This is a genomic window from Burkholderia semiarida (assembly GCF_029268935.1).
Taxonomy (GTDB): domain Bacteria; phylum Pseudomonadota; class Gammaproteobacteria; order Burkholderiales; family Burkholderiaceae; genus Burkholderia; species Burkholderia semiarida.
On sequence record NZ_JAHLCL010000007.1, the window covers coordinates 1,359,076 to 1,386,026 of the forward strand.

Consider the following 26,951-nt stretch of genomic DNA (forward strand, 5'->3'; position numbering starts at 1 on the left):
GGCGTGCGGGGCGCGGCAGCCTCGCATCGTCAGCGCGCGCCGCCGTGCAGCGCGGCGACGCGTGCGGCGACCATGATCGCCTTCATCTCGCGCACCGCGTTGTCCCAGCCCGCGAAGATCGCGTGCGCGACGATCGCGTGGCCGATGTTCAGCTCGACGATGCCGTCGATCGCGGCGATCTGCTGCACGTTCGTGTAGTGCAGCCCATGGCCCGCATTGACCTTCAGGCCCAGCTGCGCGCCGGTCTGCACGCCCGCGACGATACGCTCGTATTCGCGCTGCTGCTGCGCTTCGTCGTGCGCTTCGGCGTAGCGGCCCGTATGCAGCTCGATCACCGGCGCACCTGCTTCGTGGGCGGCGCGAATCTGCGTGTCGTCCGGGTCGATGAACAGCGACACGCGCACACCCGCGTCGGCAAGCTGCCTGCACGCCGCCCGCACGGCCTCGAAGTGGCCGGCCACGTCGAGACCGCCTTCGGTCGTCAGTTCCGCGCGCTTCTCCGGCACGAGGCACGCATCGTGCGGACGCACTTCGCAGGCGATGTCGAGCATCTCGGCCGTCACCGCGCATTCGAGGTTCATGCGCGTCTTCAGCAGCGGGCGCAGCTCGCGCACGTCGGCGTCGACGATGTGGCGGCGATCCTCGCGCAAGTGCAGCGTGATCGCGTCCGCGCCCGCCTCTTCGGCGGCGAGCGCCGCGCGGATCGGATCGGGATAGCGCGTGCCGCGTGCATTGCGCAGCGTCGCGACGTGGTCGATGTTCACGCCGAGGTCGATGGCGGTGGGCGTTGTCAGGAAGAAGCTCATAGGTTTTGCAGGTCGATCAGGATCTGACGCGTGGCGAGCGGCGTACCGCCGAGATAGGTGTTCAGCAGGAAGCGCATCAGCGTCTTGCTCTGCGCAACCGTCTGGGCTCGATGGTAATCGTCCTGCTCCATGTCGAGCAACGTCTGCCCGGTGATGACCGGCCAGTGCGACGGCACGTCGTCGTCCGCGTTGCGCACGCCACGCTCGGGATCGAACACGTAGCGCCGGTCGGGTTCGACCGCACGGCGGGCGACCGTGCGGTTCAGCGCCATCGCATAGCCGGTCTCGCGCAGCAGCACGCGCTCGAACGAGCGCAGCACCTGCACGGCGGGCTCGCCGTGCGCGAGCCGCGTGAGCGTCAGCACGTAATGATTGAACAGCGGCGGCTGGGGATCCTCGCGCGCGCAGAATTTCACGAGCAGCTCGTTCGCGTAGAAACCGCACAACAGCCCGTCGCCGCCGAGCGGCAGCATCCCGCCGACCCATTCGGCGCCCGTCAGCGTGCGCACCTCGGATTTGCCCGACCACGACAGCAGCAGCGGCTGGAAGGTCTGCAATACGCCGCGCAACGCGGAGTGCGGGCGCTTCGCGCCCTTCGCGACGAGCGCGAGCCGGCCGTGGTCGCGCGTCAGCACGTCGACGATCAGGCTCGTTTCCCGATACGGATAGCTGTGCAGCACGAACGCCGGCTGCTCGGCGACGCGGAAATCGGACGTGCGAGACGTCGCGCGCCGCGCCTTGCGCGGCGGTTCGGGCGGTGCCGGCAGCGGCGCGTCGTTCGCACCGGCCGTCACCGCGTCTTCGGTCGACGTCAGCGCGTCATTCGTACCCATAGGCACGCAGCCCCGCCTCGTTGTCGGCCCAGCCGCTCTTCACCTTCACGAAGGTCTCGAGGTACACGGGGCCGTCGAACAGCTTTTCCATGTCCATCCGCGCCTCGGTGCTGATCTGCTTGAGCTTCTCGCCCTTCTTGCCGATCACCATCGCCTTGTGCGAATCGCGCTCGACGAGGATCGTCGCGAAGATGCGCTTCAGGCGGCCCTCCTCCTCGAACTTGTCGATCAGCACGGTGCTCGTGTACGGCAGTTCGTCGCCGGTCCAGCGGAACACCTTCTCACGCAGGATTTCGGCCGCGAGGAAGCGCGAGCTGCGGTCGGTCAGTTCGTCCTCGCCGTAGATCGGCTCGCCTTCCGGCAGGTACGGCTTGATCGTCTCCAGCAGGCGCTTGATGTCTTCCGGCTTCTGCGCCGACAGCGGCACGAGCTCGGTGAATTCGCGCAGCTCGCTCACCTTCTGCATGAACGGGAACAGCGTGGCCTTGTCGTTCACGCGGTCGATCTTGTTCGCGATCAGCAGCGTCGGCATGCCGGGCGGGATCAGGTCGAGCACCTTCTGGTCGTCGGGCCCGAAGCGGCCGGCCTCGATCACGAACAGGATCACGTCGACCGACGTCAGCGTCGACGTGACCGCGCGGTTCAGCGAACGGTTCAGCGCGGTGCTGTGACGGGTCTGGAAGCCGGGCGTGTCGACGAACACGAATTGCGCGTCGTCGAACGTGTTGATGCCGGTGATGCGGTGGCGGGTCGTCTGCGCCTTGCGCGACGTAATGCTGATCTTCTGGCCGACGAGTGCGTTCATCAACGTCGACTTGCCGACGTTCGGGCGGCCCACGATCGCGATCATGCCGCAACGGAAACCGGTAGGAGCGGGAGTGTTCATATCGTTTGGGAGACAGGTTCGGAAACGGCCGCGCGGCGCGCGGCACGATCGATGGGCAATTCAGTGGTCGGCATCGGCCACGCGCGCCTGCGCGGCAGCAAGGCTCGCGCCGCCGGGTGGCGTCTCGGCGTCGGGCGCCGCGGCATCGCGTGCGCGCGCCGGCGTACGCACGGCGGAGTCGCCCCCCGCGGCAGGCTTGTCGGCCGGCGACGATGCCGGATCGGCTGCGTGGCCGGCCGGCTTGTCGGCTGCGCGAGGCGCGGCCTCGGCGGGCTTTTCCGCGGCCTTGTCGGGCCGCTCGGCCGGTTTGTCGGCAACTTTGTCAGCCGCCGGCTTCGCCGCCCGTTCGCCCTTGTCCGCCGCCGGTTCGACATGCGCCGCGCGAATCGCGGCCATCGGCGCGACGGCCGGTTCGGCGCCAGCCGTCGCAACCGTTACGGCCGGTACCGCGCCGCCCGCCCTCGCCTCGCGCGCCGCCGCACGCTCCTTCCGCTCGGGCGAGCGCAGGTCGAGCGCTTCCTGCACGCCCTTCACGCCCGGCACGATCTCGGGTTCGACATGCTTCGACCCGCGCGCGTTTTTCGAGCGCTTCGGCTTCGCGGCCAGCATCGGCGCGGCCGCCATCACCTCGTCGAGCGCCTTCTTCGCGGCGGCCTGCTCGGCCGCGCGCCGGCTCGCGCCGGAGCCCGATACCTTCACGTCCAGCTTCGGCACCGTGCATTCGACCTCGAACTGCTGATTGTGCGCCGCACCATGCGTCGCGACGACCGTATAGGTCGGCAGCGCGATCTTGTGCCCCTGCAGGTATTCCTGCAGCAGCGTCTTCGCGTCCTTGCCGAGCGTGCGGGGATCGATGTGGTCGAGAATCGGGATATAGAGGCGCTTGATGACCCCTTGGGCGGCTTCGAAGCCGCCATCGAGGAACACGGCCCCGATGATGGCTTCGAATGCGTCCGCGAGGATCGACGGGCGGCGGAAACCGCCGCTGCGCAGCTCGCCCTCGCCCAGCCGCAGGCCGTCCGAGATATTGAGGGCCTGAGCAATTTCATACAGCGACTGCTGTTTGACGAGGTTGGCGCGTACGCGCGACAGGTCGCCTTCGTCCAGCTTGCCGAAGCGCTGGAACAAAAGGGCGGCCACCGCGCAATTCAGAACGGAATCGCCGAGAAACTCGAGCCGTTCGTTGTGCGTGGCACTGTGACTGCGATGGGTCAAAGCCTGGCGCAACAATTCCGCATTGCGAAATTCGTAGCGCAGCCGGCTTTCCAACTGGGATAGGGGCATGTGCAGGAGTATAACGCGGGCGCCCGGTCGGGCCGAAACGGCACGGCCGGACACGAAAAGGCGTGACGAGGCGGTGTTACCGCCGGTTCTTAAAGTAGTTCGGCAATACGCGACGCGGCCCGTGCGTCGCGTAGTGCGTGTGAATCAATGCATCAGTTGAAGGAACCGATGCGCTTCAGGTCGCTGAAGTTCATCCAGATGAAGAACGCGCGGCCGACGATGTTCCGGTCCGGCACGAAACCCCAGTAGCGGCTGTCCGCGCTGTTGTCGCGGTTGTCGCCCATCATGAAGTAGTGACCGGGCGGCACCTTGCAGATCACGCCGCGGCTGTTGTACGTGCAGTTGTCGCGATACGGATAGTCGTATGCGCCCATCACGAACGGCGGCACGGCCGGGTTGTTGAGGATCGCGTTCTTCTTGTTGCCGATCGTTTCCTCGAACTGCTTCGCGTAATTCTGTCGCTCGTCGTCGAAGTAATCGGGCAGCGGCGCTTCGGGCACCGGCTGGCCGTTGATCGTCAACTGCTTGTCCTGATACGCGACCGTATCGCCCGGCAGGCCGATCACGCGCTTGATGTAGTCGACCGATTCGTCCTTCGGATAGCGGAACACGACGACGTCGCCGCGCGACAGCGGGCTGCCCTGCGTGATCTTCGTGTTGGTGACCGGCAGGCGCAGCCCGTACTCGAACTTGTTGACGAGGATGAAGTCGCCGACGAGCAGCGTCGGCACCATCGACCCCGACGGAATCTTGAACGGCTCGACGACGAACGAACGCACGACGAACACGGCCAGGATCACCGGAAAGAAACTCGCCGTGTACTCGAGCCACCACGGCTGACGCAGCTTTTCGTCACGCAGCTTCGAGCGCGTCTGCGCCGCGTTTTCGTCCGCGAAACGCTTGTCGATGCGCGACTGCTGGCGATCGAACTCCTCGATCGCCGAATCGGCCGCCTTGCGACGCCGCGGCAGGAACACCAGTTTGTCCAGCACCCACGCTACGCCCGTCACGACGACGAGCACAAAAAGAATCAGCGCAAAATTCATAAAAGGATCAGTCCTGTTATTTGTCTTCGACGCGCAAGATCGCGAGGAACGCCTCCTGCGGGATCTCGACCGAACCCACCTGCTTCATGCGTTTCTTACCTTCTTTCTGCTTCTCGAGCAGTTTCTTCTTCCGCGTGATGTCGCCGCCGTAGCACTTCGCGAGCACGTTCTTGCGCAGCGCCTTGATGTTCTCGCGCGCGACGATGTGCGCGCCGATCGCGGCCTGGATCGCCACGTCGTACATCTGGCGCGGAATGATCTCGCGCATCTTCGCGGCGACTTCGCGGCCGCGGTATTGCGACTGCGACCGGTGCACGATGATCGACAGCGCATCGACCTTGTCGCCGTTGATCAGCATGTCGACCTTCACGACGTCCGACGAACGGTATTCCTTGAACTCGTAGTCCATCGACGCATAGCCGCGCGACACCGACTTCAGGCGATCGAAGAAGTCGAGCACGATCTCGGCCATCGGGATCTCGTACGTGAGCTGCACCTGGCGGCCGTGATACTGCATGTTGATCTGCGAGCCGCGCTTCTGCTCGCACAGCGTGATCACCGAGCCGACGTAATCCTGCGGCATGTACAGGTTCACGGTGACGATCGGCTCGCGGACTTCGGCGATGCGGCCGGGCTCCGGCATCTTCGCCGGGTTCTCGACCATGATCGTCGAGCCGTCGCTCTGCACGACCTCGTAGACGACCGTCGGCGCGGTCGTGATGAGATCCATGTCGAATTCGCGCTCGAGCCGCTCCTGCACGATTTCCATGTGCAGCAGCCCGAGGAAGCCGCAGCGGAAACCGAAGCCGAGCGCCTGCGACACTTCAGGCTCGTACTGCAGCGATGCGTCGTTCAGCTTCAGCTTCTCGAGCGATTCGCGCAGCGCGTCGTACTGGTTCGCCTCGACCGGATACAGCCCCGCGAACACCTGCGGCTTCACTTCCTTGAAGCCCGGCAGCGGCTCGGCAGCGGCCTTGGTCGCGTGCGTGACGGTATCGCCGACCTTCGCGGCCGTCAGTTCCTTGATGCCGGCGATGATGAAGCCCACCTGCCCGGCCGACAGCGATTCGAGATTGCGCGACTTCGGCGTGAACACGCCGACGTGCTCGACCGGATACTGCGCGCCGGTCGCCATCATCTTGATCTTGTCCTTCGGGCGCAGCGTGCCGTTGACGATGCGCACGAGCATCACGACGCCGACGTAGTTGTCGAACCACGAATCGATGATCAGCGCCTGCAGCGGCGCGGCCGGATCGCCCTTCGGCGGCGGCACCTTCGCGATCAGCGCCTCGAGCACGTCCTCGACGCCGAGCCCCGTCTTCGCGCTGCAGCGCGTCGCGTCGGTCGCGTCGATGCCGATCACGTCCTCGATCTCCTCGATCGCGTTCTCAGGGTTCGCGGCCGGCAGGTCGATCTTGTTCAGCACGGGCACGACCTCGACGCCGAGCTCGATCGCCGTGTAGCAGTTCGCGACCGTCTGCGCCTCGACGCCCTGGCTCGCGTCGACCACGAGCAGCGCGCCTTCGCACGCGGACAGCGAACGGCTGACCTCGTACGAGAAGTCGACGTGCCCCGGCGTGTCGATCAGGTTCAGGTTGTAGACCTTGCCGTCGCGGGCGCGATACGACAGTGCAGCCGTCTGCGCCTTGATCGTGATGCCGCGCTCGCGCTCGATGTCCATCGAGTCGAGCACCTGCGCTTCCATTTCACGGTCGGCGAGGCCGCCGCATACCTGGATGATGCGATCCGCGAGCGTCGACTTGCCGTGGTCGATGTGCGCGATGATCGAGAAATTGCGAATATGATCCATTCAGTGCCGATCAAGCGAAAAAGGCGCGCTCGACGACTGCGGAGCACGCCTTGTGTAAGTCGGTGAAAAAACGGCTTATTTTAGCCGAAAAGGCTTACGCCGGGCGGGATTTCGGACGGCCCGCCACGCGGGGCGCCGGCGGGGCCGCCCGCCGGATCAAGCCCCATGCAATGCAGCGCCGGCCGGCGGCGTGCCAGCATCGCGCCGGGCTGCCAGCGCGTCGCGCACCCGAGCATCGTCGAACCGATGGCGGCACACTTGCGCGCCGTCCAGCAGCAGCACGGGCACGTCCTCATCATAACGCGCGACGAGCGCCGCATCGGTATCGATGTCGACGTAGTCGATCGCGACGCCGAATTCGGCCGCGACCGGCGCCAGTGCGTCGCGCATGTCGTCGCACAGGTGGCACCAGCCGCGGCCGTAGAGCGTGAACATCGGCGGGTTACTTCTGGCGCGGCCGCACGGGCACGAACTGCGTGTTGTCGCCGCGCCGCACGAGCACCGCGACCGCCTTCTGCGGGTCGAGCTGCGCGGTCACGTCGGCGAACTGCTTCGCGCTCGTGATGTCGGTGTCGCCGACGCGCAGCACGATGTCGCCGCGCTGCAGGCCCGCCCGGGCGGCCGGGCCGTCGACGCCGTCGATCTGCACGCCGTTCTTCAGCTTCAGCGTCTTCATCTGCTCCGCCGTCAGGTCGCTGACCGTCAGGCCGAGCGAATTGCTCTGGCGCGGCTTCTGCGGCGCGTTCTTGCGCTGCTCGGCCTTCGCCGTCGACTCGGCCGGCGTCTCGGCGATCGTAATCGGCAGATCGCGTGCCTGACCCTTGCGCCACACGCTGACCGTCGCCTTCGTGCCGGGCTTCGTGTCGCCGACCATGCGCGGCAGATCGGACGCCGCATCGACCGGACGGCCGTTGAACTTCAGGATGATGTCGCCCGGCTGGATGCCCGCCTTGTCGGCCGGACCGCCCGGCTCGACGCTGCTGACGAGCGCGCCCTCGGCCTTCGGCAGCCCGATCGAGTCGGCCACGTCCTTCGTCACCTCGCCGATCGCCACCGCGATCCGGCCGCGCGTGACCTTGCCCGTCGCCTTCAGCTGGTCGGCCACGCGCATCGCCTCGTCGATCGGAATCGCGAACGAAATGCCCATGAAGCCGCCGGTCCGGCTGTAGATCTGCGAGTTGATGCCGATCACCTCGCCCTGCATGTTGATCAGCGGCCCGCCCGAGTTGCCGGGGTTCACCGCGACGTCGGTCTGGATGAACGGCAGGTAGTCGCCCGTGTTGCGGCTCTTCGAGCTGACGATGCCGGCCGTGACCGTGTTGTCGAGGCCGAACGGCGAACCGATCGCGACGACCCACTCGCCGACGCGCACCTTGTTCGAATCGCCGATCGCGACGACCGGCAGGTTCGACGCCTGGATCTTGACGACCGCGACGTCCGTGCGATCGTCGACGCCGATCAGCTTCGCCTTGAATTCGCGCTTGTCGGTCAGCGTCACGTAGATGGTGTCCGCATCGTCGACGACGTGCGCATTGGTCATCACGTACCCGTCGGCCGACACGATGAAGCCCGAGCCGACGCCGCGGTTCTGCTCGGTGTCGGGCGGATTGTCCGGCGTCGGCGCGTTCTTCGGATTGCCGCCGTTGCCGGGCGCCTGCGGCAGCGGAATGCCGAAGAAGCGCCGGAAGAATTCCGACATGTCGCCGTTGTCGAAGCCAGGCGGGAGCACGCCGCGCGGGCCGGGTACCGGCACGTTCGCGGTAGTCCGGATGTTCACGACCGCGGGGCCCACCTTTTCGACGAGGTCGGCGAAATCGGGCAGGCTGGCAGCCGGAGGCGTGACAGCGACCGCGGTTTGCGGGACGAGCGGCAGGCAGGCACACAGCGCCGCCGCCGCGAGCACTTTGCGCAGCGTGAGTTTCGTCATGTCGGAAGCCGTAGCGTTACTTGGAAGCCTTGTATTCTATGGCAGACGCGAACTGCTGCAACGTTGCCGGCGGCACTTCGCCGAGCACGGTGACCCAGTAGTCGCCGCGACGCTTCACGAGAACGTGCGTCGCACCGGTGCTGCCCGCGCCTTCCTTGCGCGTATTTTTCTCGGCCGGCTCGATGAAGACCGAGACCGTCGCGAGGCCGTCGGTGAAAACGGCCTGATCGACCGGGATCGGCGGATCGCCCGCATCGCGCGCGGCCATCGGCCGGCGCACTTCACGAATCTTCTGGAAGCCGGCCACGCTCGGCGCGAGCTGCCAGCCCTGCGCTTCCATGTCGACCGTCGCGACCGGCGGGCGCACGACCGTCCAGCCGTTCAGGTTGCGCATGCCGGCGGCAATCGCGGCCTTGTCGCCGCTTGCACCGCCCGTCTGCAATTGCGAGAACGCGATCTGCTCGAGCACGTGATCGTTCGCGTCGAGCGTCTGCGAACGCAGCAGCAGCCCGGTGCGGGCGTCGGCCCACAGCTTGTACGTGAAACGGTACGCATCCTTCGGCACGAGCTCGACGACCTGCGCGTCGATCCCGGCCACGCGGTCCTTGCCGAGCGGCTTCGCATCGTAGACGGACATCACGTGCTCGCCGCTCGCGCCGAGCAGCGCCGGAAAGGAATCGCGCGTCTGGCGACGCTCGACCACGCACAGCTTGCGCTCGGGTACGAACGTGTACAGCTCGTCGTTATGCCGCAACAGCTTGCGCGGCTTGCCGTCGAGCGTCTCGATCCGCTCGAACTCGCCGTCGCGGGACGCGACGTGCGCAATGCGCGACGACTGTACATACCCGCCGCGCTGGTAGACGAACGTCCCTTCGTAGCTCTGCTGCTGCGCCGCCTGCTGGACGCGGTCGAGCCAGTCCGCGGCGCCCTTGCGGGTGGCGAGGGGATCGTCCGGTTGCTGGGCGCTGGCGGGAAGGGATTGAACGGACAACAGGGCGGCTGCGCAAAGCAGGAGGGCCGGCAGCCGCTTCCATCCGGAGATGGCGTGATTCAACTGCAATGTCCGCATCGGGTTTATTGGCCTGGCGTGGTGGTCACGGCAGCGCGGATCAGCGGCATCGAACCCGTGACGACGGGCTGCTGCGCGAATTGCTGGTGCGCTTCAAGGTATTGGTCGAGGCTGGCGTCGCGAATGATGTTGACGTCCTGCAGGCCCGGCTGGGCCGATGCCTGCGCAACCGTCACGCGCTGCAGGTTGCCGTTTTGCGGCGCGCCTGCCGACGCGACCTGGACGGCGCCCGGCGCACCGGCCGTCTGCATCTGCGGGACGACGATCCACGTCAGCGTGGCGGCCGCGGCGGCCACCGCGAACGCGGGCACGACACGGCGGCGCAGCGACAGCAGCTTGCGCGCGACCGGCGCGGCCGCCGGCGCCAGCAGGTGCGGCTCGCTTTCGAGCGCGGCCGACATGCGCGCGGTGAACGCGACGCTCAGCGCGGGCGGCAGCGCGAGCTCGTCCGAGCGCAGCGCATCGCCGATCAGGTGGTAATGGGCCCACGCAGCGCGATCCGCGCGGTCGAGCTCAGCCAGAAACTGCCCGTGATCCGGGCCATCGAACATTTCGCCGTCGACCAGCGCGGAAAGGCGCTCGCCGCGCGAGCACGCCTGCGATTGCGTATTGACCGACCCCATGATGCTCCCCATCTTGCACACCCCGTCGTGACTTCACGACTCTATCCGTAACTAGACCCCGACCCGCGTCGTTCCGCCCGTCGCGCTTACCAGCGCTTGCCTTCGGGCGTATCGAGCAGCGGACGCAATTTGGCAGCGATTGCTTCGCGCGCGCGGAAGATCCGCGAGCGGACCGTCCCGATCGGACAGCCCATCATTTCCGCGATCTCTTCGTAGCTCAGGCCCTCGATCTCGCGCAGCGTGATTGCCTGACGCAGTTCCTCGGGCAGCAGAGCCATCGCAGCGTTGACCGTCTCGGCAATCTGCTTGCTCATCAACATCGACTCAGGCGTGTTGATATCCCTTAGTTGGTCTGCGTCGGAGAAAGTTTCCGCTTCCTCCGCATCGGCCTCGGTGGAGGTCGGCGCCCGGCGGCCTTGCGTCGCAAGGTAGTTCTTCGCCGTGTTGACGGCAATTCGGTACAACCACGTATAGAACGCCGATTCGCCGCGGAATTGCGGCAGCGCACGATACGCCTTGATGAACGCGTCCTGGGCCACATCCTCGACCTCGGCGGGATCCCGCACGAGGCGCGAGATCAGCCGAATGATCTTGCGGTGGTATTTGGAGACCAGGAGTTCGAACGCCGCCTTGTCGCCCTTCTGTACGCGCTCGACCAGAGCCTGATCGATTTCTTTTTCACTCACCTGACAAATCCGTTAACTAGGGATGCAACGCGGAGCGTTATTGTAGCGTTCCGGCGCCGGCCGCTGGTTACGGTCGGTAACCATGCCGTCGTCATGTCCGCCCCGCCGCCCCGGCCGTTCTCGCCAGCACCGACAGCGCGCTGAACGACGCGGCATCGAGCGCGTCGGCCGGAATCAGCAGCGGCCGGGCGCGCCGGGCGCCCTGCCCGACCGACAGCACCAGCAGCAGGCTGCTCCAGTGCGCGTGGCCCGTCACGCGGCCGCGGGCCAGCAAGCGCCCGGTGCGGCCAAACGCCGCGATCTCCCCGAACGCATCGATCCGCAACTCCGCCGGCAGCCGGCGGGCGCAAGCCCGCACCGCGCATACGGCCAGCAGTGCAGCCGTCACGGCCGACACGCCCGCGCCGGCGGCAGCGCCCGCGCGCGGCGCCCAGAACAGGTACGCCGAGGCGGCAGCCGACGCGACGAACGCGGCCAGCACGAAATACGACACGGCCGAGGCCCGCAACGCAAAGCGCTGCGGACGCCCGGCCGGAGCATCGAATGGACTCGTCAAGCGATTCAGCGTCAGACGCGCTTGAACACCAGCGTGCCGTTGGTACCGCCGAAGCCGAAGTTGTTCTTCACGGCCACGTCGATCTTCATGTCACGTGCGGTGTTCGCGCAGTAATCGAGATCGCACTCGGGATCCTGGTTGAAGATGTTGATGGTCGGCGGCGACACGTTGTTGTGCAGCGCCAGCACCGTGAACACCGATTCGAGGCCGCCCGCGCCACCCAGCAGGTGGCCCGTCATCGACTTCGTCGAGTTCACCACCATCTTGTACGCGTGCTCGCCGAAGGCCGCCTTCACCGCGTCCGACTCGTTCTTGTCGCCCAGCGGCGTCGACGTGCCGTGCGCGTTCAGGTACTGAACTTCATCCGGGTTCACGCCGGCGTCGCGCAGCGCCGCGACCATGCAGCGGCGCGGGCCGTCCATGTTCGGCGCGGTCATGTGGTACGCATCGCCCGTCATGCCGAAGCCCGAGACTTCCGCGTAGATCTTCGCGCCGCGCGCCTTCGCCGCCTCGTACTCTTCGAGCACCATCACGCCGGAGCCCTCGCCCAGCACGAAGCCGTCGCGGTCCTTGTCCCACGGACGCGACGCGGTGGCCGGATCGTCGTTGCGCGTCGACAGCGCGCGCGCCGCCGCGAAGCCACCGATGCCGAGCGGCGACACCGTCGATTCGGCGCCGCCCGCGACCATCACGTCGGCGTCGCCGGCCTGGATCAGGCGCGCGGCGAGGCCGATGCTGTGCAGGCCGGTCGTGCAGGCCGTCACGGCCGCGAGGTTCGGGCCCTTCAGGCCGAACATGATGCTCAGGTGACCCGAGATCATGTTGATGATCGAACCCGGCACGAAGAACGGCGAAATCCGGCGTGCGCCGCGATCGACGTAGGTCTGGTGCGTATCTTCGATCATCGGCAGGCCGCCGATGCCGGAACCCACCAGCACGCCGATGCGTTCCGCGTTGGCTTCGGTCACTTCCAGCCCGCTGTCCCGCATGGCCTGGACGCCGGCGGCGATGCCGTAATGGATGAACGTATCCATGTTCCGGGCTTCCTTCGCCGGGATGTACTCCTCGGCGCTGAAACCCTTCACTTCGCCCGCGAAATGGCAGGCGAGGTTCGACGCATCGAACTTCGTGACGGTGGCGATACCGGACTTGCCGGCGACGAGATTGGCCCAGCCGTCGGCAACATTATTGCCAACAGGCGAAATCAGCCCCAGGCCTGTAACGACAACACGACGGCGGCTCACGGTAACCTCTTTTCCATTATTGGATGACAAAAACAAAAGCCACAGTGGCCACAGGAACCAGCCCTGCGAGCCCTGTGGCTGTTAGTCCGTCCGGCGCGAAGCCGGCAGGATGGCGCGTCAATCGCGAAGATCGCGGCGACGTGGCGGACAAGCGCGAAAGGCGCTTACGCCTTGACGTTTGCGCGAGCGTAGTCGATCGCTTGCTGAACGGTCGTGATCTTCTCTGCTTCTTCGTCCGGGATTTCCATGCCGAACTCGTCTTCGAGCGCCATCACCAGTTCGACCGTGTCGAGCGAGTCCGCGCCCAGGTCGTTCACGAACGAAGCCTCGTTCTTGATCTCGGCTTCCGCGACGCCCAGTTGTTCAGCGACGATCTTCTTGACACGTTGTTCGATGTTGTCCATTACCCCTCCGAGGGAAAGTTCAGATTTACAAGTGCGCGCATTTTATCAGGTTTGCTGACGCCAAAACGCGCGTTGGCTTGATGGTCGATCAAGCGCCGGTCCGCCTGAAAAACGGGATACGGCGCGGATGGTAAACGAAAACCGTTACGACATGTACATGCCGCCATTCACGTGCAGCGTCGTGCCGGTGATGTAACCGGCCTGCGGCGATGCGAGGAACGCGACGGCATGGGCGATGTCCTCCGGGCTGCCGAGTCGGCCGAGCGGAATCTGGGTCTTGAGCGCGGCCTGCTGTTCTTCCGGCAGCGTCTTCGTCATGTCGGTGTCGATGAAGCCCGGCGCCACGCAGTTCACCGTGATGCCGCGGCTGCCGATTTCGCGCGCGAGCGCGCGCGTCATGCCCGCGACGCCGGCCTTCGCCGCCGCGTAGTTGACCTGACCCGGATTGCCGGCCGAGCCGACCACCGACGTGATGTTGATGATACGGCCGCCGCGCGCCTTCATCATCGGGCGCAGCACCGCGCGCGACAGGCGGAACACCGACTTCAGGTTGGTGTCGATCACCGCGTCCCAGTCCTCGTCCTTCATCCGCATCGCGAGTTGGTCCTGCGTGATGCCCGCGTTGTTGACGAGCACGTTCAGCGCGCCGAATTCCTTCACGGTCGCATCGATCAGCGCCTCGGCGGCGGCCGCGTCGTTGACGTTCAGCACCGCGCCGCGGCCCGTGACGCCCGCTTCCGCGAACGCCGCGGTGATCGCGGCGGCGCCCGATTCGCTCGTCGCCGTGCCGATCACCGTCGCGCCCAGGCGCGCGAGTTCGAGTGCAATCGCACGGCCGATGCCGCGCGACGCGCCGGTCACGATCGCAACCTGTTTATCGAGAGTCTTGTCCATGAATCGAATATCCGTTGCTTGGGAAAAGGCGCCGCGTCAGGCGGTCGCGAGCTTGAGCGCTTCGTCGAGCGAAGCCGGATCGAACACCGACGCGCCCGTCAGGTTGCCGTCGATGCGCTTCGTCAGGCCGGCGAGCACCTTGCCCGGACCGCATTCGATCACGTGCGTGACGCCCGTTCCCGCGATGTGACGCACGCACTCGACCCAGCGCACCGGCCCCGCGGCCTGGCGCACCAGCGCATCCTTGATCGCGGCCGGATCGCTGAGCACGGCGACGTCGATGTTGTTGACGACCGGAATCTGCGGCGCCTTCACGTCGACGTTCGCAAGGTAGTCGCGCAGCTGGTCCGACGCCGGCTTGAGCAGCGACGAATGGAACGGCGCCGACACCGGCAGCGGCAGCGCGCGCTTCGCGCCCTTCGCCTTCGCGATCTCGCACGCCTTCTCGACCGCGGCCTTGCTGCCTGCGATCACGACTTGCGCGGGCGCATTGAAGTTCACCGCTTCGACGACGCCCGCTTCCGCGGCCTCGGCGCACACCGCACGCACCGTGTCGTCGTCGAGGCCCAGGATCGCGGCCATGCCGCCCTGGCCGACCGGCACGGCCGTCTGCATCGCCTGCGCCCGGAAGCGCACGAGCGGCACCGCGTCCTTGAATGCAATCGCGCCGGCCGCGACGAGCGCCGTGTACTCACCGAGGCTGTGGCCGGCGACGATCGACGGCGCCGGGCCGCCTGCCTGCTGCCACGCGCGATAGCACGCGTATGCGGCGGTCAGCATCACGGGCTGCGTGTTGGTGGTCAGGTTCAGCTCTTCGGCCGGACCTTCGGCGATCAGCTTGCCGAGATCCTGATTGAGCACATCGGACGCTTCCTGGAGCGTCTCGCGCACGACGGCCAGATCGGCGAATGCGTTGAGCATGCCGATCGCCTGCGAGCCCTGCCCCGGAAAAACGAATGCAAATTTCATATCGTCCCCAATTGAATCGATGCGGACGGCGCGCACGCGCGGCGCGCCGACGGGATCCGCGCGCGGCAAATCGCGCGCCGCGGATCAGAAACGGAAGACCGACGCGCCCCAGGTGAAGCCGCCGCCGACGCCTTCGATCAGCACGTGCTGGCCGCGCTGGATGCGGCCGTCGCGCACCGCGGCGTCGAGCGCCAGCGGAATCGACGCGGCCGACGTGTTGCCGTGCTGGTCGACCGTCACGACCATGCGCTCCTGCGGCAGGCCGAGCTTGCGGCAGGTGCTGGTCATGATGCGGATGTTGGCCTGGTGCGGAATCAGCCAGTCGATTTGCTCGGGCGCGAGATTCGCCTTCGCGAGCGCTTCGATCGCGACCTTTTCGAGCACGTTGACCGCGAGCTTGAACACGGCCTGCCCGTCCATGTGCAGGAACGCGCTGCCGTCGATCACGCCGCGATTGACGTTGCCCGGCGTGCACAGGATGTTCGAGTAACTGCCGTCCGCGTGCAGCGCGCTGCCGAGCACGCCCGGCTCTTCCGATGCGGACAGGATCACCGCGCCCGCGCCGTCGCCGAACAGCACGCAGGTCGTGCGGTCCTTGAAGTCGAGAATGCGCGAGAACGTCTCCGCACCGACGATCAGCGCCGTACGGTGCTGGCCGCTGCGGATGAAGCTGTCGGCCGTCGCCATCGCGTACGCGAAGCCCGAACACACGGCCTGCACGTCGAACGCCGCGCCGCCGTTCTTGATGCCGAGCTTGTTCTGCAGCAGGCACGCTGTGCTCGGGAACACGAAATCGGGGGTCGAAGTCGCGACGATGATCAGGTCGATCGACTGCGGATCGACACCGGCCGCCTCGATCGCACGACGCGACGCCTCGAGCGCGAGATCGCTCGTCGTGACGTCCGGTGCGGCGAAATGGCGCGCATGGATGCCCGTGCGCGCCACGATCCATTCATCGCTGGTCTCGATGCCTTCCTTCGCGAGACGATCGGTCAACTGCTGGTTCGTGACGCGGTCGGGCGGCAGATAGCTGCCCGTGCCGAGCACGCGGGAATAGAGAGTCGATTGGGCCATTTATGCTTTAGAGGATTGCGCAGCGGAAGGTTCGGCGTGATGGCCTGGGGCCGGGCTTGCATGGCCCGAGCCGCCCGCGTTGTGTTCGCCATCGCCGAGCGACACTGAATTATCCGCCATCGCGCGCGCGAGGCGCTCCAGCACCCCGTTTTTGACGGCATCATACCCGCGTTTGATCGCCCACTCAAACGCGTAGGCGTCGGCCGAACCGTGGCTCTTGATCACGAGGCTCTTCAGCCCCAGCAGCGCCGCGCCGTTGTACTGGCGGTGGTCGACGCGCTTCTTGAAACGCATCAGCACGGGCAGCGCGAGCAGCGCCATCAGCTTCGACATCAGCGAACGGCCGAACTCCTCGCGGATGATGTCCGACAGCATCTGCGCGAGCCCTTCGGACGTCTTCAGCGCGACGTTGCCGACGAAGCCGTCGCACACGATCACGTCGACGGTGCCCTTGTAGATGTCGTTGCCTTCCACGTTGCCGCGGAAGTTGAGCGTGCTGGCGCGCAGCAGCTCGCCTGCGCGCTTGATCGTCTCGTTGCCCTTGATGACCTCTTCGCCGATGTTCAAGAGGCCGATCGTCGGGCGCTCCTTGCCTTCGAGCGCGGCCACGAGCGCATGTCCCATCTCCGCGAACTGCAGCAGATGCTGCGGTTCGCAGTCGACGTTCGCGCCGAGGTCCAGCATCATCGTGTAGCCGGTCGGGTTCGGCAGCGCGAACGCGATCGCCGGCCGCTCGATGCCGGGCAGCGTCTTGAGTACGTAACGGGAAACGGCCATCAGCGCGCCGGTATTGCCGGCGGAGATGCAGGCCTGCGCCGCGCCTTCCTTGACCTGGTTGAGCGCGACGCGCATCGAAGAATCCTTCTTCTTGCGCAGCGCCACTTCGACAGGGTCGTCCATCGCCACGACTTCGGTGGCGGGCACGATGGTCAACGCGGGATCGTCGAGGGCTTTCAGCTTCTTGAGCTGAGCGCGAATCGCGCTTTCGATGCCGACGAGCATCAGGTGCGCATCGGGATGCGCGCGGACGAACTTGACTGCCGCGGGAACGGTCACGGACGGGCCGTGGTCGCCTCCCATGCAATCGATTGTGAGCTTTACGGTCATGGAATGCGACGAATTTCAGGCACAAAAAAGCGGCAGTTGAATGCCGCCTTCTTGTTGAGCCAGGAAAGTGTCAAGCGAACCAGTTGTCACGCGAACGGCGAACGTAGCGCGCAACGCGTGACTTGACGCTTAGTCGTTCTTCGTCTTGACGACTTTCTTGCCGCGATAGTAGCCGTTCGGGCTGACGTGGTGACGCAGGTGCACTTCACCCGTGCTCGGCTCGACTGCCAGCGGCGCTGCCGTCAGGAAATCGTGCGAACGATGCATGCCGCGCTTCGACGGCGACTTCTTGTTTTGCTGGACTGCCATGACTAACTCCTAAATAATTTTCCGGATTCTAACACAGCCCGATCCGGCGCTTAACTACCCTGGCCCAAAGCCCTTACGCCTTCCCGCGCCACGACTGCTTAGTGTTTCTTGGTGCCGTCACCGTCCTTCTTCAACGCTTGCAGCGCTGCGAACGGATTCGGCCGTTTGCCTTCGTCCCCGGCTTCGTCGGACGCCTCGTCCGTCTCTTCCGCGGGACCGCTCGCACCCGACACGAGGCTTTCGTGAACTGCCGGGCAAACCTCGTGCTTGGGCACGAGCGGCAACGAAAGCAGCAATTCCTCTTCGATCAAGTCGACGAGATCGAACTGGCGTGAGCCCACGATCACATCGGCTTCATCGTCGTCGAGCGGAAATTCCTCGGCTTCTTCTTCGGTCGCGACGATCCGGTACGTCATGTCAACGTCGAACGTCTGGTCGTACGGCGTCATGCAGCGCTGGCACGTGAGCCACGCATGGCCGTGCACCGCGAGGCGCAGATACGGCTGCTGGCCGTCGGTGCCGTCGTCCTGCAATTCCTTCTGCGTGAACCCTTCCGCCTGCCACGTAAACACCGTGTCGCGATCTGGCGCGTCCGCCGGCACTTCGTTTAACATGCGCGGCAGTTGCGACAGGTGCACCGCGCCAGCCGCCTGCCGCCCGCTGCGAGCGAACTCGAACAGGTCGACCGCGTGCGGATCGAGCGCCGCCGCAGGTTTGCCAGAAGAAGTGTTCATGCGCGCTCCTGCCTACAGGCTGACTTGCGGGATCCGGCCTGGCACCGGGCTCATCGAAGGATGACCCACTTTACTTCCGAAGACCGGCAGGCGCCACCACAACGAAAGCCTGCCGACGAAAAGCGGGAAAGCATACCTGTTTTACCTTTTGCGGTCAATCACTTAAGCTTGCGTCCGCGCAACGCCGCGCCACACCTGACGACTCACCGATCCAACCGACCATGCCGGATACCGTTTGCCGCCCGCCGCGGCTGATTCTTGCTTCCAGTTCCCGTTACCGCCGCGCGCTCCTCGAGCGCCTCGGCGTGCCGTTCGACGTCGTGTCGCCCGACCTGGACGAAACTCCGCTCGCCGGCGAAACGCCGGCCGCGACCGCGCTGCGCCTCGCCGGCGCGAAGGCACGCGCCGTGGCCGCCACGATCGATGCGCCGGACGGCGTACTGGTGATCGGGTCGGATCAGGTCGCGACCTTCGACGGGCATCAGATCGGCAAGCCCGGCACGCACGAGCGCGCACTCGCGCAGCTCATGTCGATGCAGGGCCGCGAAGTCGAATTCCACAGCGCGCTCTGCCTGTACGACAGCCGCACCGACGACGCGCAGGTCGAGGACATCGTGACGCACGTGCGCTTCCGTTCGCTGCCCGAGGCCGAACTCGACGCCTACCTGCGCGCGGAAACGCCGTACGACGTGGCCGGCAGCGCGAAGTCCGAAGGGCTCGGCATCGCGCTGCTCGACGCGATCGACTCGGACGATCCGACCGCGCTCGTCGGCCTGCCGCTGATCGCCCTCACGCGGATGCTGCGCGCCGCCGACTACCCGTTGTTCGCTACCACCCGAGGAGACCGCGCATGACCGCCGGCACGCTTTATCTCGTCCCGAACACGCTCGGCGAAGGCGACGAATCGATGCTCGCCGCCGTGCTGCCCGCCGCCGTGCAGGCGCGCGCCGGCACGCTCGGCTATTACATCGGCGAGAACGCGAAAACGACCCGCGCGTTTCTGAAGAAGATCGGTACGACGCGGCCGATCCAGGAAATCGAGATCAGCGAGCTGAACGTCAATACGCCGGCCGGCGCCATCGACCGGCTGCTCGCGCCCGTGCTGGCCGGCGCGGACGCCGGTCTCGTGTCGGAGGCCGGCTGCCCGGCCGTCGCCGATCCCGGCGCGCTGCTCGTGCGCCGCGCGCACGAGCGCGGCGTGAAGGTCGTGCCGCTCGTCGGGCCGAGCTCGATCCTGCTGGCGCTGATGGCGTCGGGCCTGAACGGCCAGAGCTTCGCGTTCAACGGCTACCTGCCGGTCGATGCGGCCGCGCGCGCGAAACGCCTGCGCGAACTCGAGCAACTGTCGCGCAAGGCGCGCCAGACGCAGATCTTCATCGAAACGCCGTACCGGAATCACGCGATGCTGGACACGCTGGTCGCGACCTGCGCGCCGTCGACGCAGATCTGCGTCGCGGCCGATCTGACCCTCGCGACCGAGACGATCGCGAGCCGCACCGTCATGGACTGGAAAAAGGCGCCCGCGCCGAATCTGCACAAGCGCCCCGCGATCTTCCTGCTGCTCGCGAACTGATGCCGCGACCGGCGATCGGCTGACTGAATGAAAGGCGGGCCATCGCGGCCCGCCGGGTACCGTCGATCGTCAGCGCAGGCTGACCGCCGCGCCGCCGGCCGTCAGCGCCTTCATCGCGGCGCCCCCGACGGCCGCGCCGAACTTGCGCGCGACCCGATTCGTCAGGCTTTCCTTCACCGTATAGTCGACCAGATCCGGCGCCTTCAGCACGTCGCGCGCGACCGTGTCGGTCGTGCCATAGCCGTCGGCGAGCCCGAGCTCGACGCTCTTCTCGCCGGTCCAGAACAGGCCCGAGAACATGTCGGGCGTCTCGTGCAGGCGCTTGCCGCGGCCATCCTTCACGGCCTTGATGAACTGCGCGTGCACCTGGTCGAGCAGTGCCTGCGCGTGTGCGTCCATCTTCGGCGTTTCCGGCGAGAACGGATCGTAGAAGCCCTTGTTTTCGCCCGACGTATGCAGGCGCCGCTCGACGCCGAGCTTGCCCATCAGCCCGGTGAAGCCGAACCCGTCCATCAGCACGCCGATCGACCCGACGATGCTCGCCTTGTCGACGAAGATCTTGTCGGCCGCGGACGCGATGTAATAACCGCCCGACGCGCACATGTCGGTCACGACGACGTACAGCGGCTTGTCCGGATACTTGCCGCGCAACCGCCGGATCTCGTCGTAGACCATGCCCGCCTGCACCGGGCTGCCGCCCGGGCTGTTGATCCGCAGCACGACGCCGACCGTGCCGTCGTCGTCGAACGCGGCGTCGAGCGCCGTGTTGATGTCGTCGGCGTTCGCGTTGACGCCGGCCGCGATCTCGCCGTCGATCGTCACGAGCGCCGTATGCCGCCCGCTCGACGAGAGCTTCGAATCGCCCGAGAAATCGATCAGCGCGAACGCGAACAGCACGAACACGCCGAGAAACGCGAAGCGGAAGAAGATCTTCCAGCGCCGTGCCGCGCGCTGTTCCTTGACGGCCGCGAGCGCGATCCGCTCGAGCGCCGCGCGCTCCCAGCTCGGTTCACGGCTGTCGGGACGGGCGGAGGAATCCGGGGAATTCGGTTGATCGGTCATGCAGTGGTGTCGTCAGTCGGTCGTGGCGGAAGTGGCGGGATGCAGATCGGCATCGGGCACCCAGAATACCGCACGGCCGTCGGGCGTGTCGCGCTCGTCGACCTCGACCGGCCGCAAGCGGCCGCCGCGGCACGGGCCGCCGACGCACTTGCCGGTATCCGGCGCGTAGATCGCACCGTGCGTCGCGCACATCAGATAGAGGCCCGACGACTCGAAGAACTGCCCTTCGGCCCAGTCGAGCTCCATCGGCACGTGCGCGCAGCGGTTCAGGTAGCCGTACGCGCGACCGTCGTAGCGCACGAAGAACACGACGGCCTGCTCGCCGCGCAGCGTCGCGTCGACGCGCACGCCGGCGCCGCCGTCGGTCAGCGCGCTCGATGCGCACACGCGCACGGCGTCCGGCGCCGCGCTCATGCGTGCTCCCGCAGCCATGCGGCCAGCGTGCCGACGTCCGGCGCGACGAAGCGCGGGGTGAGCGCCGCCAGCGCATCGGCCGTATGCGCGCCGTACGCCACGCCGACGCCGGCCGCGCCGGCGCTGGCGGCCATCTGCAGGTCGTGCGTGGTGTCGCCGATCATCACGGTGCGCGACAGGTCCTGCCCCAATTCCCGCGACAACTCGTGCAGCATCGCCGGATGCGGCTTCGAGAACGTCTCGTCCGCGCAGCGCGTCGCGTCGAACCAGCTCGTCAGCTTCGACTGGTCGAGCACACGATTCAGCCCGACCCGACCCTTGCCCGTCGCGACGGCGAGCAGATAACCCATGTCGCGCAGCTCGGCGAGCAGCTCGCGGACGCCGGCGAACAGCTCGATGCGCTGGTCGTCGAGCAGATAGTGATAGCGGTAGCGCTCGGCCAGCCGCGCGTAGTCGGACGGATCGAGGGTCGGCGCGGCGATCTGCAGCGCGTCGCGCAGGCCGAGGCCGATCACGTAGCGGGACGCCTCGTCGGACGGCGCGGGCAAGCCGAGATCGCGGCACGCGGCCTGGATGCTGTGCGCGATGTGCGCGGTCGAATCCATCAGCGTGCCGTCCCAGTCGAAGACGATCAGGTCAAATTGCTGTCGGGCCATGCGGTTCAGGCGGTATCGCGCAATGCGCTGAGTTGATCGAGGAAGCGCCGGCACTCGGCCGGCAGCGGCGCATCGAACTGCAGCGCCTCGCCGGTCAGCGGATGGGCGAGCTTGAGGCGGTGCGCATGCAGGAACATCCGTTTCAGCGACGGCTGCGCGTTCGCGCGCGCCAGCGCCTTGTTCAGTGCGAAATCGCCGTACTTGGCGTCGCCGGCGATCGGCAGGCCGAGATGCGCGAGGTGCACCCGGATCTGATGGGTCCGCCCCGTTTTGAGTTCCGCTTCGACGAGCACATAGTCGGACCAGCGGTCGACGAGGTTGAACACCGTATGCGACGGCAGCCCATCGTCCTGCACGCGCACGCGGCGCTCCCCTTCCGGGGTCGAATACTTGAACAACGGCGCCTTCACCGCGCGGCGGCGCCCCCAGTCGGGCTGCCATTCGCCGTGCGCGCAGGCGAAGTAGCGCTTGTCCATCCGGTTCTCGCGGATCTGCTCGTGCAGCCCGACGAGCGCCGTACGCTTCTTCGCGAGCATCAGGATCCCGGACGTCTCGCGGTCGAGCCGGTGCACGAGTTCGAGGAATTTCGCGCGCGGGCGCGCCTGGCGCATCTGCTCGATCACGCCGAACGCGACGCCGCTGCCGCCGTGGACCGCGACGCCGGCCGGCTTGTCGATCACGAGCATCGCGTCGTCCTCGTACAGCACGTCGAAATTCGCGGGCGGCACGACGGGCGTGTCGGCGCGCGCGAGGTCGGCCGCCGCCACGCGAACCGGCGGCACGCGGACGAGGTCGCCCAGCTCGAGGCGGTACTGCGCGTCGATCCGGCCCTTGTTCACGCGCACTTCGCCGCTGCGGAGGATCCGGTAAATATGGCTTTTCGGCACGCCTTTACAGACGCGCAACAGGAAGTTGTCGATGCGCTGACCGGCCGAGTTTTCGTCGATCTCGATCATCGATACCTGGCCGCTTGCGACCGAATTCTGGGATATTTTGCCTAACTCATTCATACTGAATATAATTTTGCCCAGCCTGACGTTGTGGGTGGCCTGACCGGCCGGCCCCGGCTGAATCGGGCAAGGCGCAAGCGCAAACCGCTATTTTACTTGCGCCGGGGGTCCGCTGCTCGCCCCTGATCAAAGAGATGCAGCAAGTTGCACGCACGGCGCCGCCCGTCGGCAAGGATCTCGCCCACAGGCGGATTCGGTCGGCAAGGCGCCGCGGTAACGGAAAGTTGGTTGAAAAGAATTCGATCGGCAGCCTGACGGCGCGAAGTGCGTCCGCAGGCTGCCGGTTGCGAAAATTACGGCGTTGCGCCCGATTTGGCCCCGCGAAGCGTGCGGGGCTTGGCGACGTCAAACCAGGGAAGTACACCCCAAGCGGGAAAGTCGGGCTGGATTCGATACTCCCCGCTGCGGCCCAAGCCGCAGCATCTGCCGCCCGTCGGCGCGCGCGACGCATTGCGCGCGCCCGTGGCGATGCCCGGATCAGGCTTAGCGCGCTTTTGCAGCGTGCGGTGTGTGAACGCCGTGCTTTGAAGCCGTATTCGCAGGTGCCCTATGGCCGCCGGCCCCGTCTTTCGGGCCCAAGCGCCTCTTCAGGCAATTCTCCCCGCCAGCGTTCCCGCTCCAGCGTGCTCGTGACAACACAACAAGGTGCGGCCTGCCGTCGTTCCCGCCCTCGCGCCTGACAACCGCGAGGCGTCGGCAGCGGAGCCGCCTGGAGCCGTTCATGAAACGCATGCTGTTCAATGCGACGCAGCAGGAGGAGCTGCGCGTCGCCATCGTCGATGGGCAAAAGCTCATCGACATCGACATCGAAACCGCCGGGCGCGAACAGCGCAAAGGCAATATCTACAAAGGGGTCATTACCCGTATCGAGCCGTCGCTCGAAGCGTGCTTCGTCAACTACGGCGAAGACCGCCACGGCTTCCTGCCGTTCAAGGAAGTCGCGCGCCAGTACTTCAAGGACGGTGTCGACATGCGCTCGGCGCGCATTCAGGACGCGCTGCGCGAAGGCCAGGAACTGATCGTCCAGGTCGAGAAGGAAGAGCGTGGCAACAAGGGCGCCGCCCTCACCACCTTCATCTCGCTCGCCGGCCGTTACCTCGTGCTGATGCCGAACAATCCGCGCGGCGGCGGCGTGTCGCGCCGGATCGAAGGCGACGAGCGCCAGGAACTGCGCGAAACGATGGCGCAACTGCAGATTCCGGACGGCATGAGCATGATCGCCCGTACCGCGGGCATCGGCCGCAGCGCCGAGGAACTGCAGTGGGACCTGAACTACCTGCTGCAACTGTGGCGCGCGATCGAGGCTGCCTCGCAAAGCGGCAACGCCGGCCAGCCGATGCTGATCTATCTGGAATCGAGCCTCGTGATCCGCGCGATCCGGGACTATTTCCAGCCCGATATCGGCGAAATCCTGATCGACACGAACGAAATCCACGATCAGGCCCGTGCGTTCATGGACATCGTGATGCCGGACAACGTCGCGAAGGTGAAGCGCTATCACGACGACGTGCCGCTGTTCTCGCGCTTCCAGATCGAGCACCAGATCGAAACCGCGTACTCGCGCACGGTGCCGCTGCCGTCCGGCGGCGCGATCGTGATCGACCACACCGAAGCGCTCGTCGCGATCGACGTGAACTCGGCCCGCGCGACCAAGGGCGCGGACATCGAGGAAACGGCCACCCGCACGAACCTCGAGGCGGCCGACGAAGTCGCCCGCCAGTTGCGCCTGCGCGACCTCGGCGGCCTGATCGTGATCGATTTCATCGACATGGAATCGGCGAAGAGCCAGCGCGAAGTCGAGCAACGCCTGAAGGACGCGCTCAAGCACGACCGTGCGCGCGTGCAGATGGGCAAGATCTCCCGCTTCGGCCTGATGGAGCTGTCGCGCCAGCGCCTGCGTCCGGCGCTGTCGGAAGGCAGCCACGTGACGTGCCCGCGCTGCAACGGCACCGGCCACATCCGCGATACCGAATCGTCCGCGCTGCAAGTCCTGCGGATCATTCAGGAAGAAGCGATGAAGGAAAACACCGCGGCGATCCATTGCCAGGTGCCGGTCGAGGTGACCGCCTTCCTGCTGAACGAAAAGCGTCAGGAAATCAACAAGATCGAGTCGCGCTTCAAGGTCGGCATCGTGCTGATCCCGAACAAGCACCTCGATACGCCGCACTACAAGCTCGAGCGCCTGCGTCACGACGACGCGCGCCTCGACGATCCGCGCGCATCCTGGAAGATGGCCGAGGAAGCGGCGCGCGAGCTCGAGTCGGAAACCGGCTACAGCAAGCGCGCGGCCGAAGTGAAGCCGAAGCAGGAAGCCGCGGTCAAGGGCATCACGCCCGAGCGTCCGGCCCCGAGCCCGGCGCCGCAGCGCCCGGTCGAGCCGGTTCCGGCGCCCGCGCCCGCGCCTGTCGCGGCGACGAGCGGCGGCTTCATCGGCTGGCTGAAGGGCTTGTTCGGCGTGTCGCCGGCACCGGCGCCCGCACCGGTTGCCACGCCGGCACCGGCGAAGGAGCAGGCAGCCCGTCCGGCTCGCGAACGCACCGAAAAGACCGAGCAGCGCGGCGGCGATCGCAATCGCAACCGTCGCGGCGGCGCCCAGCAGGCGCAAGGCGGCCGCGACCAGGCGGCTGCCGGCCGTGGCCAGCCGCAACGCCAGGAGCGCGAAGGCAAGGAAGTGCGCGAACCGCGTGAAGGCCGCGAGCCGCGCGAGGGCCGTGAGCTGCGTGAAGGTCGAGAGGGTCGCGACGGCCGCGAAGGTCGTGAAAACCGCGAAGGTCGCGAGGGCCGTGGCCCGCGCGAAGGCCGCGAGCCGCGTGAAGGCCGTGAGCCGCGCGAACCGCGTGAGAACCGCGAGCCGCGCGAGCGTGCCGAACAGCCGGAAGGCGTCGAAGCAGGCGGTCGTGGCGAGCGCCAGGAACGCGGCGAGCGTCGCGAGCGCGGCGAACGCCGCAAGCCGACCCAGCATGCGGCCACGCTCGAAACCGTCACCCGTGGCGAAAACCATCCGGAACCGGAAACCGACAAGGCCGCGGCAGAAGCCCTGCCCGGCGCGGACCTGGCAGCCGATGCGGAAGCCGGTGCGCGTGACGGCGAAGAACGCCGCCGTCGCCGTCGCGGCCGCCGCGGCGGTCGTCGCGAGCGCGAGGAAGACGGCGCGGTCGTCGACCAGGCCGAGCAAGGCGCAGATGGCGAAGTCGCAGCGCAAACCGTGACGGCGACCACACCGGTCGCAGCCGAACCGGCCTACACGGCCGCACCGGCAGTCGTCGCGGCCGTGGCCAGCGCGGTCGCCGTCGAAGCCGTCGCCGAGCAGCAGGCCGCACCGGCCGCCGTCGAAGCGCAGCCGGCTCCGGCACACACCGAAGCGGCACCGGCCGCGCCGGTTGAGCCCGTCGTCGCCGTCGAGGCAGCAGAACCGGCACCGGTCGCAGCACCGGTGGCCGCGGAAGCGGGCCCGACGCCGGTCGCGGTGTCCCCGACCGATGCGTTCGAAGTGCCGGCTGCCGCTGCGGCCGCTGTCGAGGCGCCGCAAGCCGCGCCCGTCGAGCCAGCCGCACCGGCCGCCGTGGCGATCGAAGCCGCGCCGGTGGCGGTCGAGGCGCCGGTCGAAACCGCGCCTGCGCCTGCGCCGGCCGAGGCCGTCGCCGCGCCGGCACCGGCACCGGCACCGGCACCGGCTCCCGCCCCCGCACAACCGGCAGCCGCGCCCGCGTCGGCAAGCCTGGATGTCGTGCTGGAGCAGGCCGGTCTCGTCTGGGTGAACACGGACGCCGACAAGTTCGCGGCCGCGCAGGAAGCCGCGTCGCGGCTCCCGCGTCCGGCCCGCGTGCCGCGCGAACGCAAGGTGCTGCCGCCGGTCGATACGGCCCCGATGCAGCAGGTCGAAACGACGCACCGTTGAACGGCGCATCGCCCGACCAGGAAAAGCCCGCCTTCCGGCGGGCTTTTTTACGTCCGCGCTGCGGGTTTCCGCTCACC

The 26,951-nt window shown here is 67.0% G+C and carries 27 protein-coding genes; 3 read left to right on the forward strand and 24 right to left on the reverse strand.

Going from position 1 to position 26,951, the window contains the following annotated elements; genetic code table 11:
* Nucleotides 1-29: 29 nt before the first annotated feature.
* From pdxJ to KPB06_RS19240, 20 genes are all read right to left on the reverse strand, one after another.
* Nucleotides 30-806 carry a pyridoxine 5'-phosphate synthase gene (pdxJ, locus tag KPB06_RS19145; RefSeq protein ID WP_059574000.1) on the reverse strand — a complete coding sequence of 259 codons (777 nt, stop codon included), beginning with the start codon at nt 804-806 and terminating at the stop codon, nt 30-32.
* Entirely contained in the window at nt 803-1,639 is an 837-nt protein-coding gene (gene recO, locus KPB06_RS19150; protein ID WP_059574001.1) for a DNA repair protein RecO, read from the reverse strand. The genes pdxJ and recO overlap by 4 nt, the downstream gene beginning before the upstream one ends.
* Nucleotides 1,626-2,525, reverse strand: coding sequence for a GTPase Era (gene era / locus KPB06_RS19155; protein WP_104012355.1), 900 nt, complete (start codon nt 2,523-2,525; stop codon nt 1,626-1,628). Before era ends, recO begins: the two co-directional genes overlap by 14 nt.
* Nucleotides 2,526-2,585: 60 nt before the next feature.
* Complete coding sequence (rnc, locus tag KPB06_RS19160; RefSeq protein ID WP_104012356.1) at nt 2,586-3,809, reverse strand: ribonuclease III; 1,224 nt, start codon at nt 3,807-3,809, stop codon at nt 2,586-2,588.
* Between the two features lie 152 nt (nt 3,810-3,961).
* Complete coding sequence (gene lepB / locus KPB06_RS19165; RefSeq protein WP_059574003.1) at nt 3,962-4,855, reverse strand: signal peptidase I; 894 nt, start codon at nt 4,853-4,855, stop codon at nt 3,962-3,964.
* Nucleotides 4,856-4,871: 16 nt separating this feature from the next.
* The gene (lepA, locus tag KPB06_RS19170) at nt 4,872-6,665 is read right to left on the reverse strand and encodes a translation elongation factor 4 (protein WP_021159691.1); all 1,794 of its coding nucleotides are present in this window, start codon (nt 6,663-6,665) and stop codon (nt 4,872-4,874) included.
* Nucleotides 6,666-6,821: 156 nt separating this feature from the next.
* Complete coding sequence (locus KPB06_RS19175) at nt 6,822-7,100, reverse strand: glutaredoxin family protein (RefSeq protein ID WP_104012357.1); 279 nt, start codon at nt 7,098-7,100, stop codon at nt 6,822-6,824.
* A gap of 7 nt (nt 7,101-7,107) precedes the next feature.
* On the reverse strand, nt 7,108-8,592 hold the full coding sequence (locus tag KPB06_RS19180; RefSeq protein ID WP_059574005.1) for a DegQ family serine endoprotease: 1,485 nt from the start codon (nt 8,590-8,592) through the stop codon (nt 7,108-7,110).
* A gap of 16 nt (nt 8,593-8,608) precedes the next feature.
* Nucleotides 8,609-9,661, reverse strand: coding sequence for a MucB/RseB C-terminal domain-containing protein (locus KPB06_RS19185; RefSeq protein ID WP_059638278.1), 1,053 nt, complete (start codon nt 9,659-9,661; stop codon nt 8,609-8,611).
* A 5-nt stretch (nt 9,662-9,666) separates the two neighbouring features.
* Nucleotides 9,667-10,284: a sigma-E factor negative regulatory protein gene (locus KPB06_RS19190; protein ID WP_059574007.1), complete on the reverse strand. Its 618-nt coding sequence runs from the start codon at nt 10,282-10,284 to the stop codon at nt 9,667-9,669.
* A gap of 86 nt (nt 10,285-10,370) precedes the next feature.
* Nucleotides 10,371-10,970 carry an RNA polymerase sigma factor RpoE gene (gene rpoE, locus KPB06_RS19195; RefSeq protein ID WP_006490873.1) on the reverse strand — a complete coding sequence of 200 codons (600 nt, stop codon included), beginning with the start codon at nt 10,968-10,970 and terminating at the stop codon, nt 10,371-10,373.
* 91 nt (nt 10,971-11,061) lie between these two features.
* Nucleotides 11,062-11,526 (reverse strand): hypothetical protein, encoded by a 465-nt coding sequence (locus tag KPB06_RS19200; RefSeq protein WP_104012358.1) that lies wholly within the window; start codon nt 11,524-11,526, stop codon nt 11,062-11,064.
* Between the two features lie 11 nt (nt 11,527-11,537).
* Nucleotides 11,538-12,770, reverse strand: a complete 1,233-nt coding sequence (fabF, locus tag KPB06_RS19205) for a beta-ketoacyl-ACP synthase II (RefSeq protein ID WP_059574009.1) — start codon at nt 12,768-12,770, stop codon at nt 11,538-11,540.
* A gap of 164 nt (nt 12,771-12,934) precedes the next feature.
* Nucleotides 12,935-13,174, reverse strand: coding sequence for an acyl carrier protein (acpP, locus tag KPB06_RS19210; protein ID WP_004197638.1), 240 nt, complete (start codon nt 13,172-13,174; stop codon nt 12,935-12,937).
* Nucleotides 13,175-13,318: 144 nt separating this feature from the next.
* Entirely contained in the window at nt 13,319-14,068 is a 750-nt protein-coding gene (gene fabG, locus KPB06_RS19215) for a 3-oxoacyl-ACP reductase FabG (protein ID WP_059574010.1), read from the reverse strand.
* A gap of 36 nt (nt 14,069-14,104) precedes the next feature.
* Complete coding sequence (gene fabD, locus KPB06_RS19220) at nt 14,105-15,037, reverse strand: ACP S-malonyltransferase (RefSeq protein ID WP_059574321.1); 933 nt, start codon at nt 15,035-15,037, stop codon at nt 14,105-14,107.
* Nucleotides 15,038-15,121: 84 nt separating this feature from the next.
* Nucleotides 15,122-16,111 carry a beta-ketoacyl-ACP synthase III gene (locus KPB06_RS19225; RefSeq protein ID WP_006476506.1) on the reverse strand — a complete coding sequence of 330 codons (990 nt, stop codon included), beginning with the start codon at nt 16,109-16,111 and terminating at the stop codon, nt 15,122-15,124.
* Nucleotides 16,112-17,218 carry a phosphate acyltransferase PlsX gene (gene plsX, locus KPB06_RS19230; protein ID WP_099316199.1) on the reverse strand — a complete coding sequence of 369 codons (1,107 nt, stop codon included), beginning with the start codon at nt 17,216-17,218 and terminating at the stop codon, nt 16,112-16,114. It abuts the gene before it with no gap.
* Nucleotides 17,219-17,347: 129 nt separating this feature from the next.
* On the reverse strand, nt 17,348-17,527 hold the full coding sequence (gene rpmF, locus KPB06_RS19235) for a 50S ribosomal protein L32 (RefSeq protein ID WP_006051932.1): 180 nt from the start codon (nt 17,525-17,527) through the stop codon (nt 17,348-17,350).
* 98 nt (nt 17,528-17,625) lie between these two features.
* Nucleotides 17,626-18,261, reverse strand: a complete 636-nt coding sequence (locus tag KPB06_RS19240) for a YceD family protein (RefSeq protein ID WP_059638276.1) — start codon at nt 18,259-18,261, stop codon at nt 17,626-17,628.
* A 221-nt stretch (nt 18,262-18,482) separates the two neighbouring features.
* Between KPB06_RS19240 and KPB06_RS19245 the strand changes: the two genes are divergently transcribed.
* Together KPB06_RS19245 and KPB06_RS19250 are read left to right on the forward strand one after the other, a co-directional pair.
* Nucleotides 18,483-19,115 carry a Maf-like protein gene (locus tag KPB06_RS19245; protein ID WP_089464634.1) on the forward strand — a complete coding sequence of 211 codons (633 nt, stop codon included), beginning with the start codon at nt 18,483-18,485 and terminating at the stop codon, nt 19,113-19,115.
* Complete coding sequence (locus tag KPB06_RS19250) at nt 19,112-19,834, forward strand: SAM-dependent methyltransferase (RefSeq protein ID WP_059574014.1); 723 nt, start codon at nt 19,112-19,114, stop codon at nt 19,832-19,834. The genes KPB06_RS19245 and KPB06_RS19250 overlap by 4 nt, the downstream gene beginning before the upstream one ends.
* Nucleotides 19,835-19,903: 69 nt before the next feature.
* On the opposite strand, the gene KPB06_RS19255 is transcribed toward KPB06_RS19250, so the two are convergent.
* Genes KPB06_RS19255 through KPB06_RS19270 form a run of 4 tightly spaced genes read right to left on the reverse strand, consistent with a single transcriptional unit; the run spans nt 19,904 to nt 22,976 of the window.
* The gene (locus KPB06_RS19255) at nt 19,904-20,896 is read right to left on the reverse strand and encodes a S49 family peptidase (RefSeq protein WP_059574015.1); all 993 of its coding nucleotides are present in this window, start codon (nt 20,894-20,896) and stop codon (nt 19,904-19,906) included.
* 12 nt (nt 20,897-20,908) lie between these two features.
* Nucleotides 20,909-21,310, reverse strand: a complete 402-nt coding sequence (locus KPB06_RS19260) for a Rieske (2Fe-2S) protein (RefSeq protein ID WP_059574322.1) — start codon at nt 21,308-21,310, stop codon at nt 20,909-20,911.
* Nucleotides 21,307-21,966, reverse strand: a complete 660-nt coding sequence (locus KPB06_RS19265; protein WP_104012361.1) for an HAD-IA family hydrolase — start codon at nt 21,964-21,966, stop codon at nt 21,307-21,309. The genes KPB06_RS19260 and KPB06_RS19265 overlap by 4 nt, the downstream gene beginning before the upstream one ends.
* 5 nt (nt 21,967-21,971) lie before the next feature.
* On the reverse strand, nt 21,972-22,976 hold the full coding sequence (locus KPB06_RS19270; RefSeq protein ID WP_059574017.1) for an RluA family pseudouridine synthase: 1,005 nt from the start codon (nt 22,974-22,976) through the stop codon (nt 21,972-21,974).
* A 721-nt stretch (nt 22,977-23,697) separates the two neighbouring features.
* Here KPB06_RS19270 and KPB06_RS19275 point away from each other — a divergent pair.
* The gene (locus KPB06_RS19275; RefSeq protein WP_275920504.1) at nt 23,698-26,874 is read left to right on the forward strand and encodes an Rne/Rng family ribonuclease; all 3,177 of its coding nucleotides are present in this window, start codon (nt 23,698-23,700) and stop codon (nt 26,872-26,874) included.
* Nucleotides 26,875-26,951: the final 77 nt, after the last annotated feature.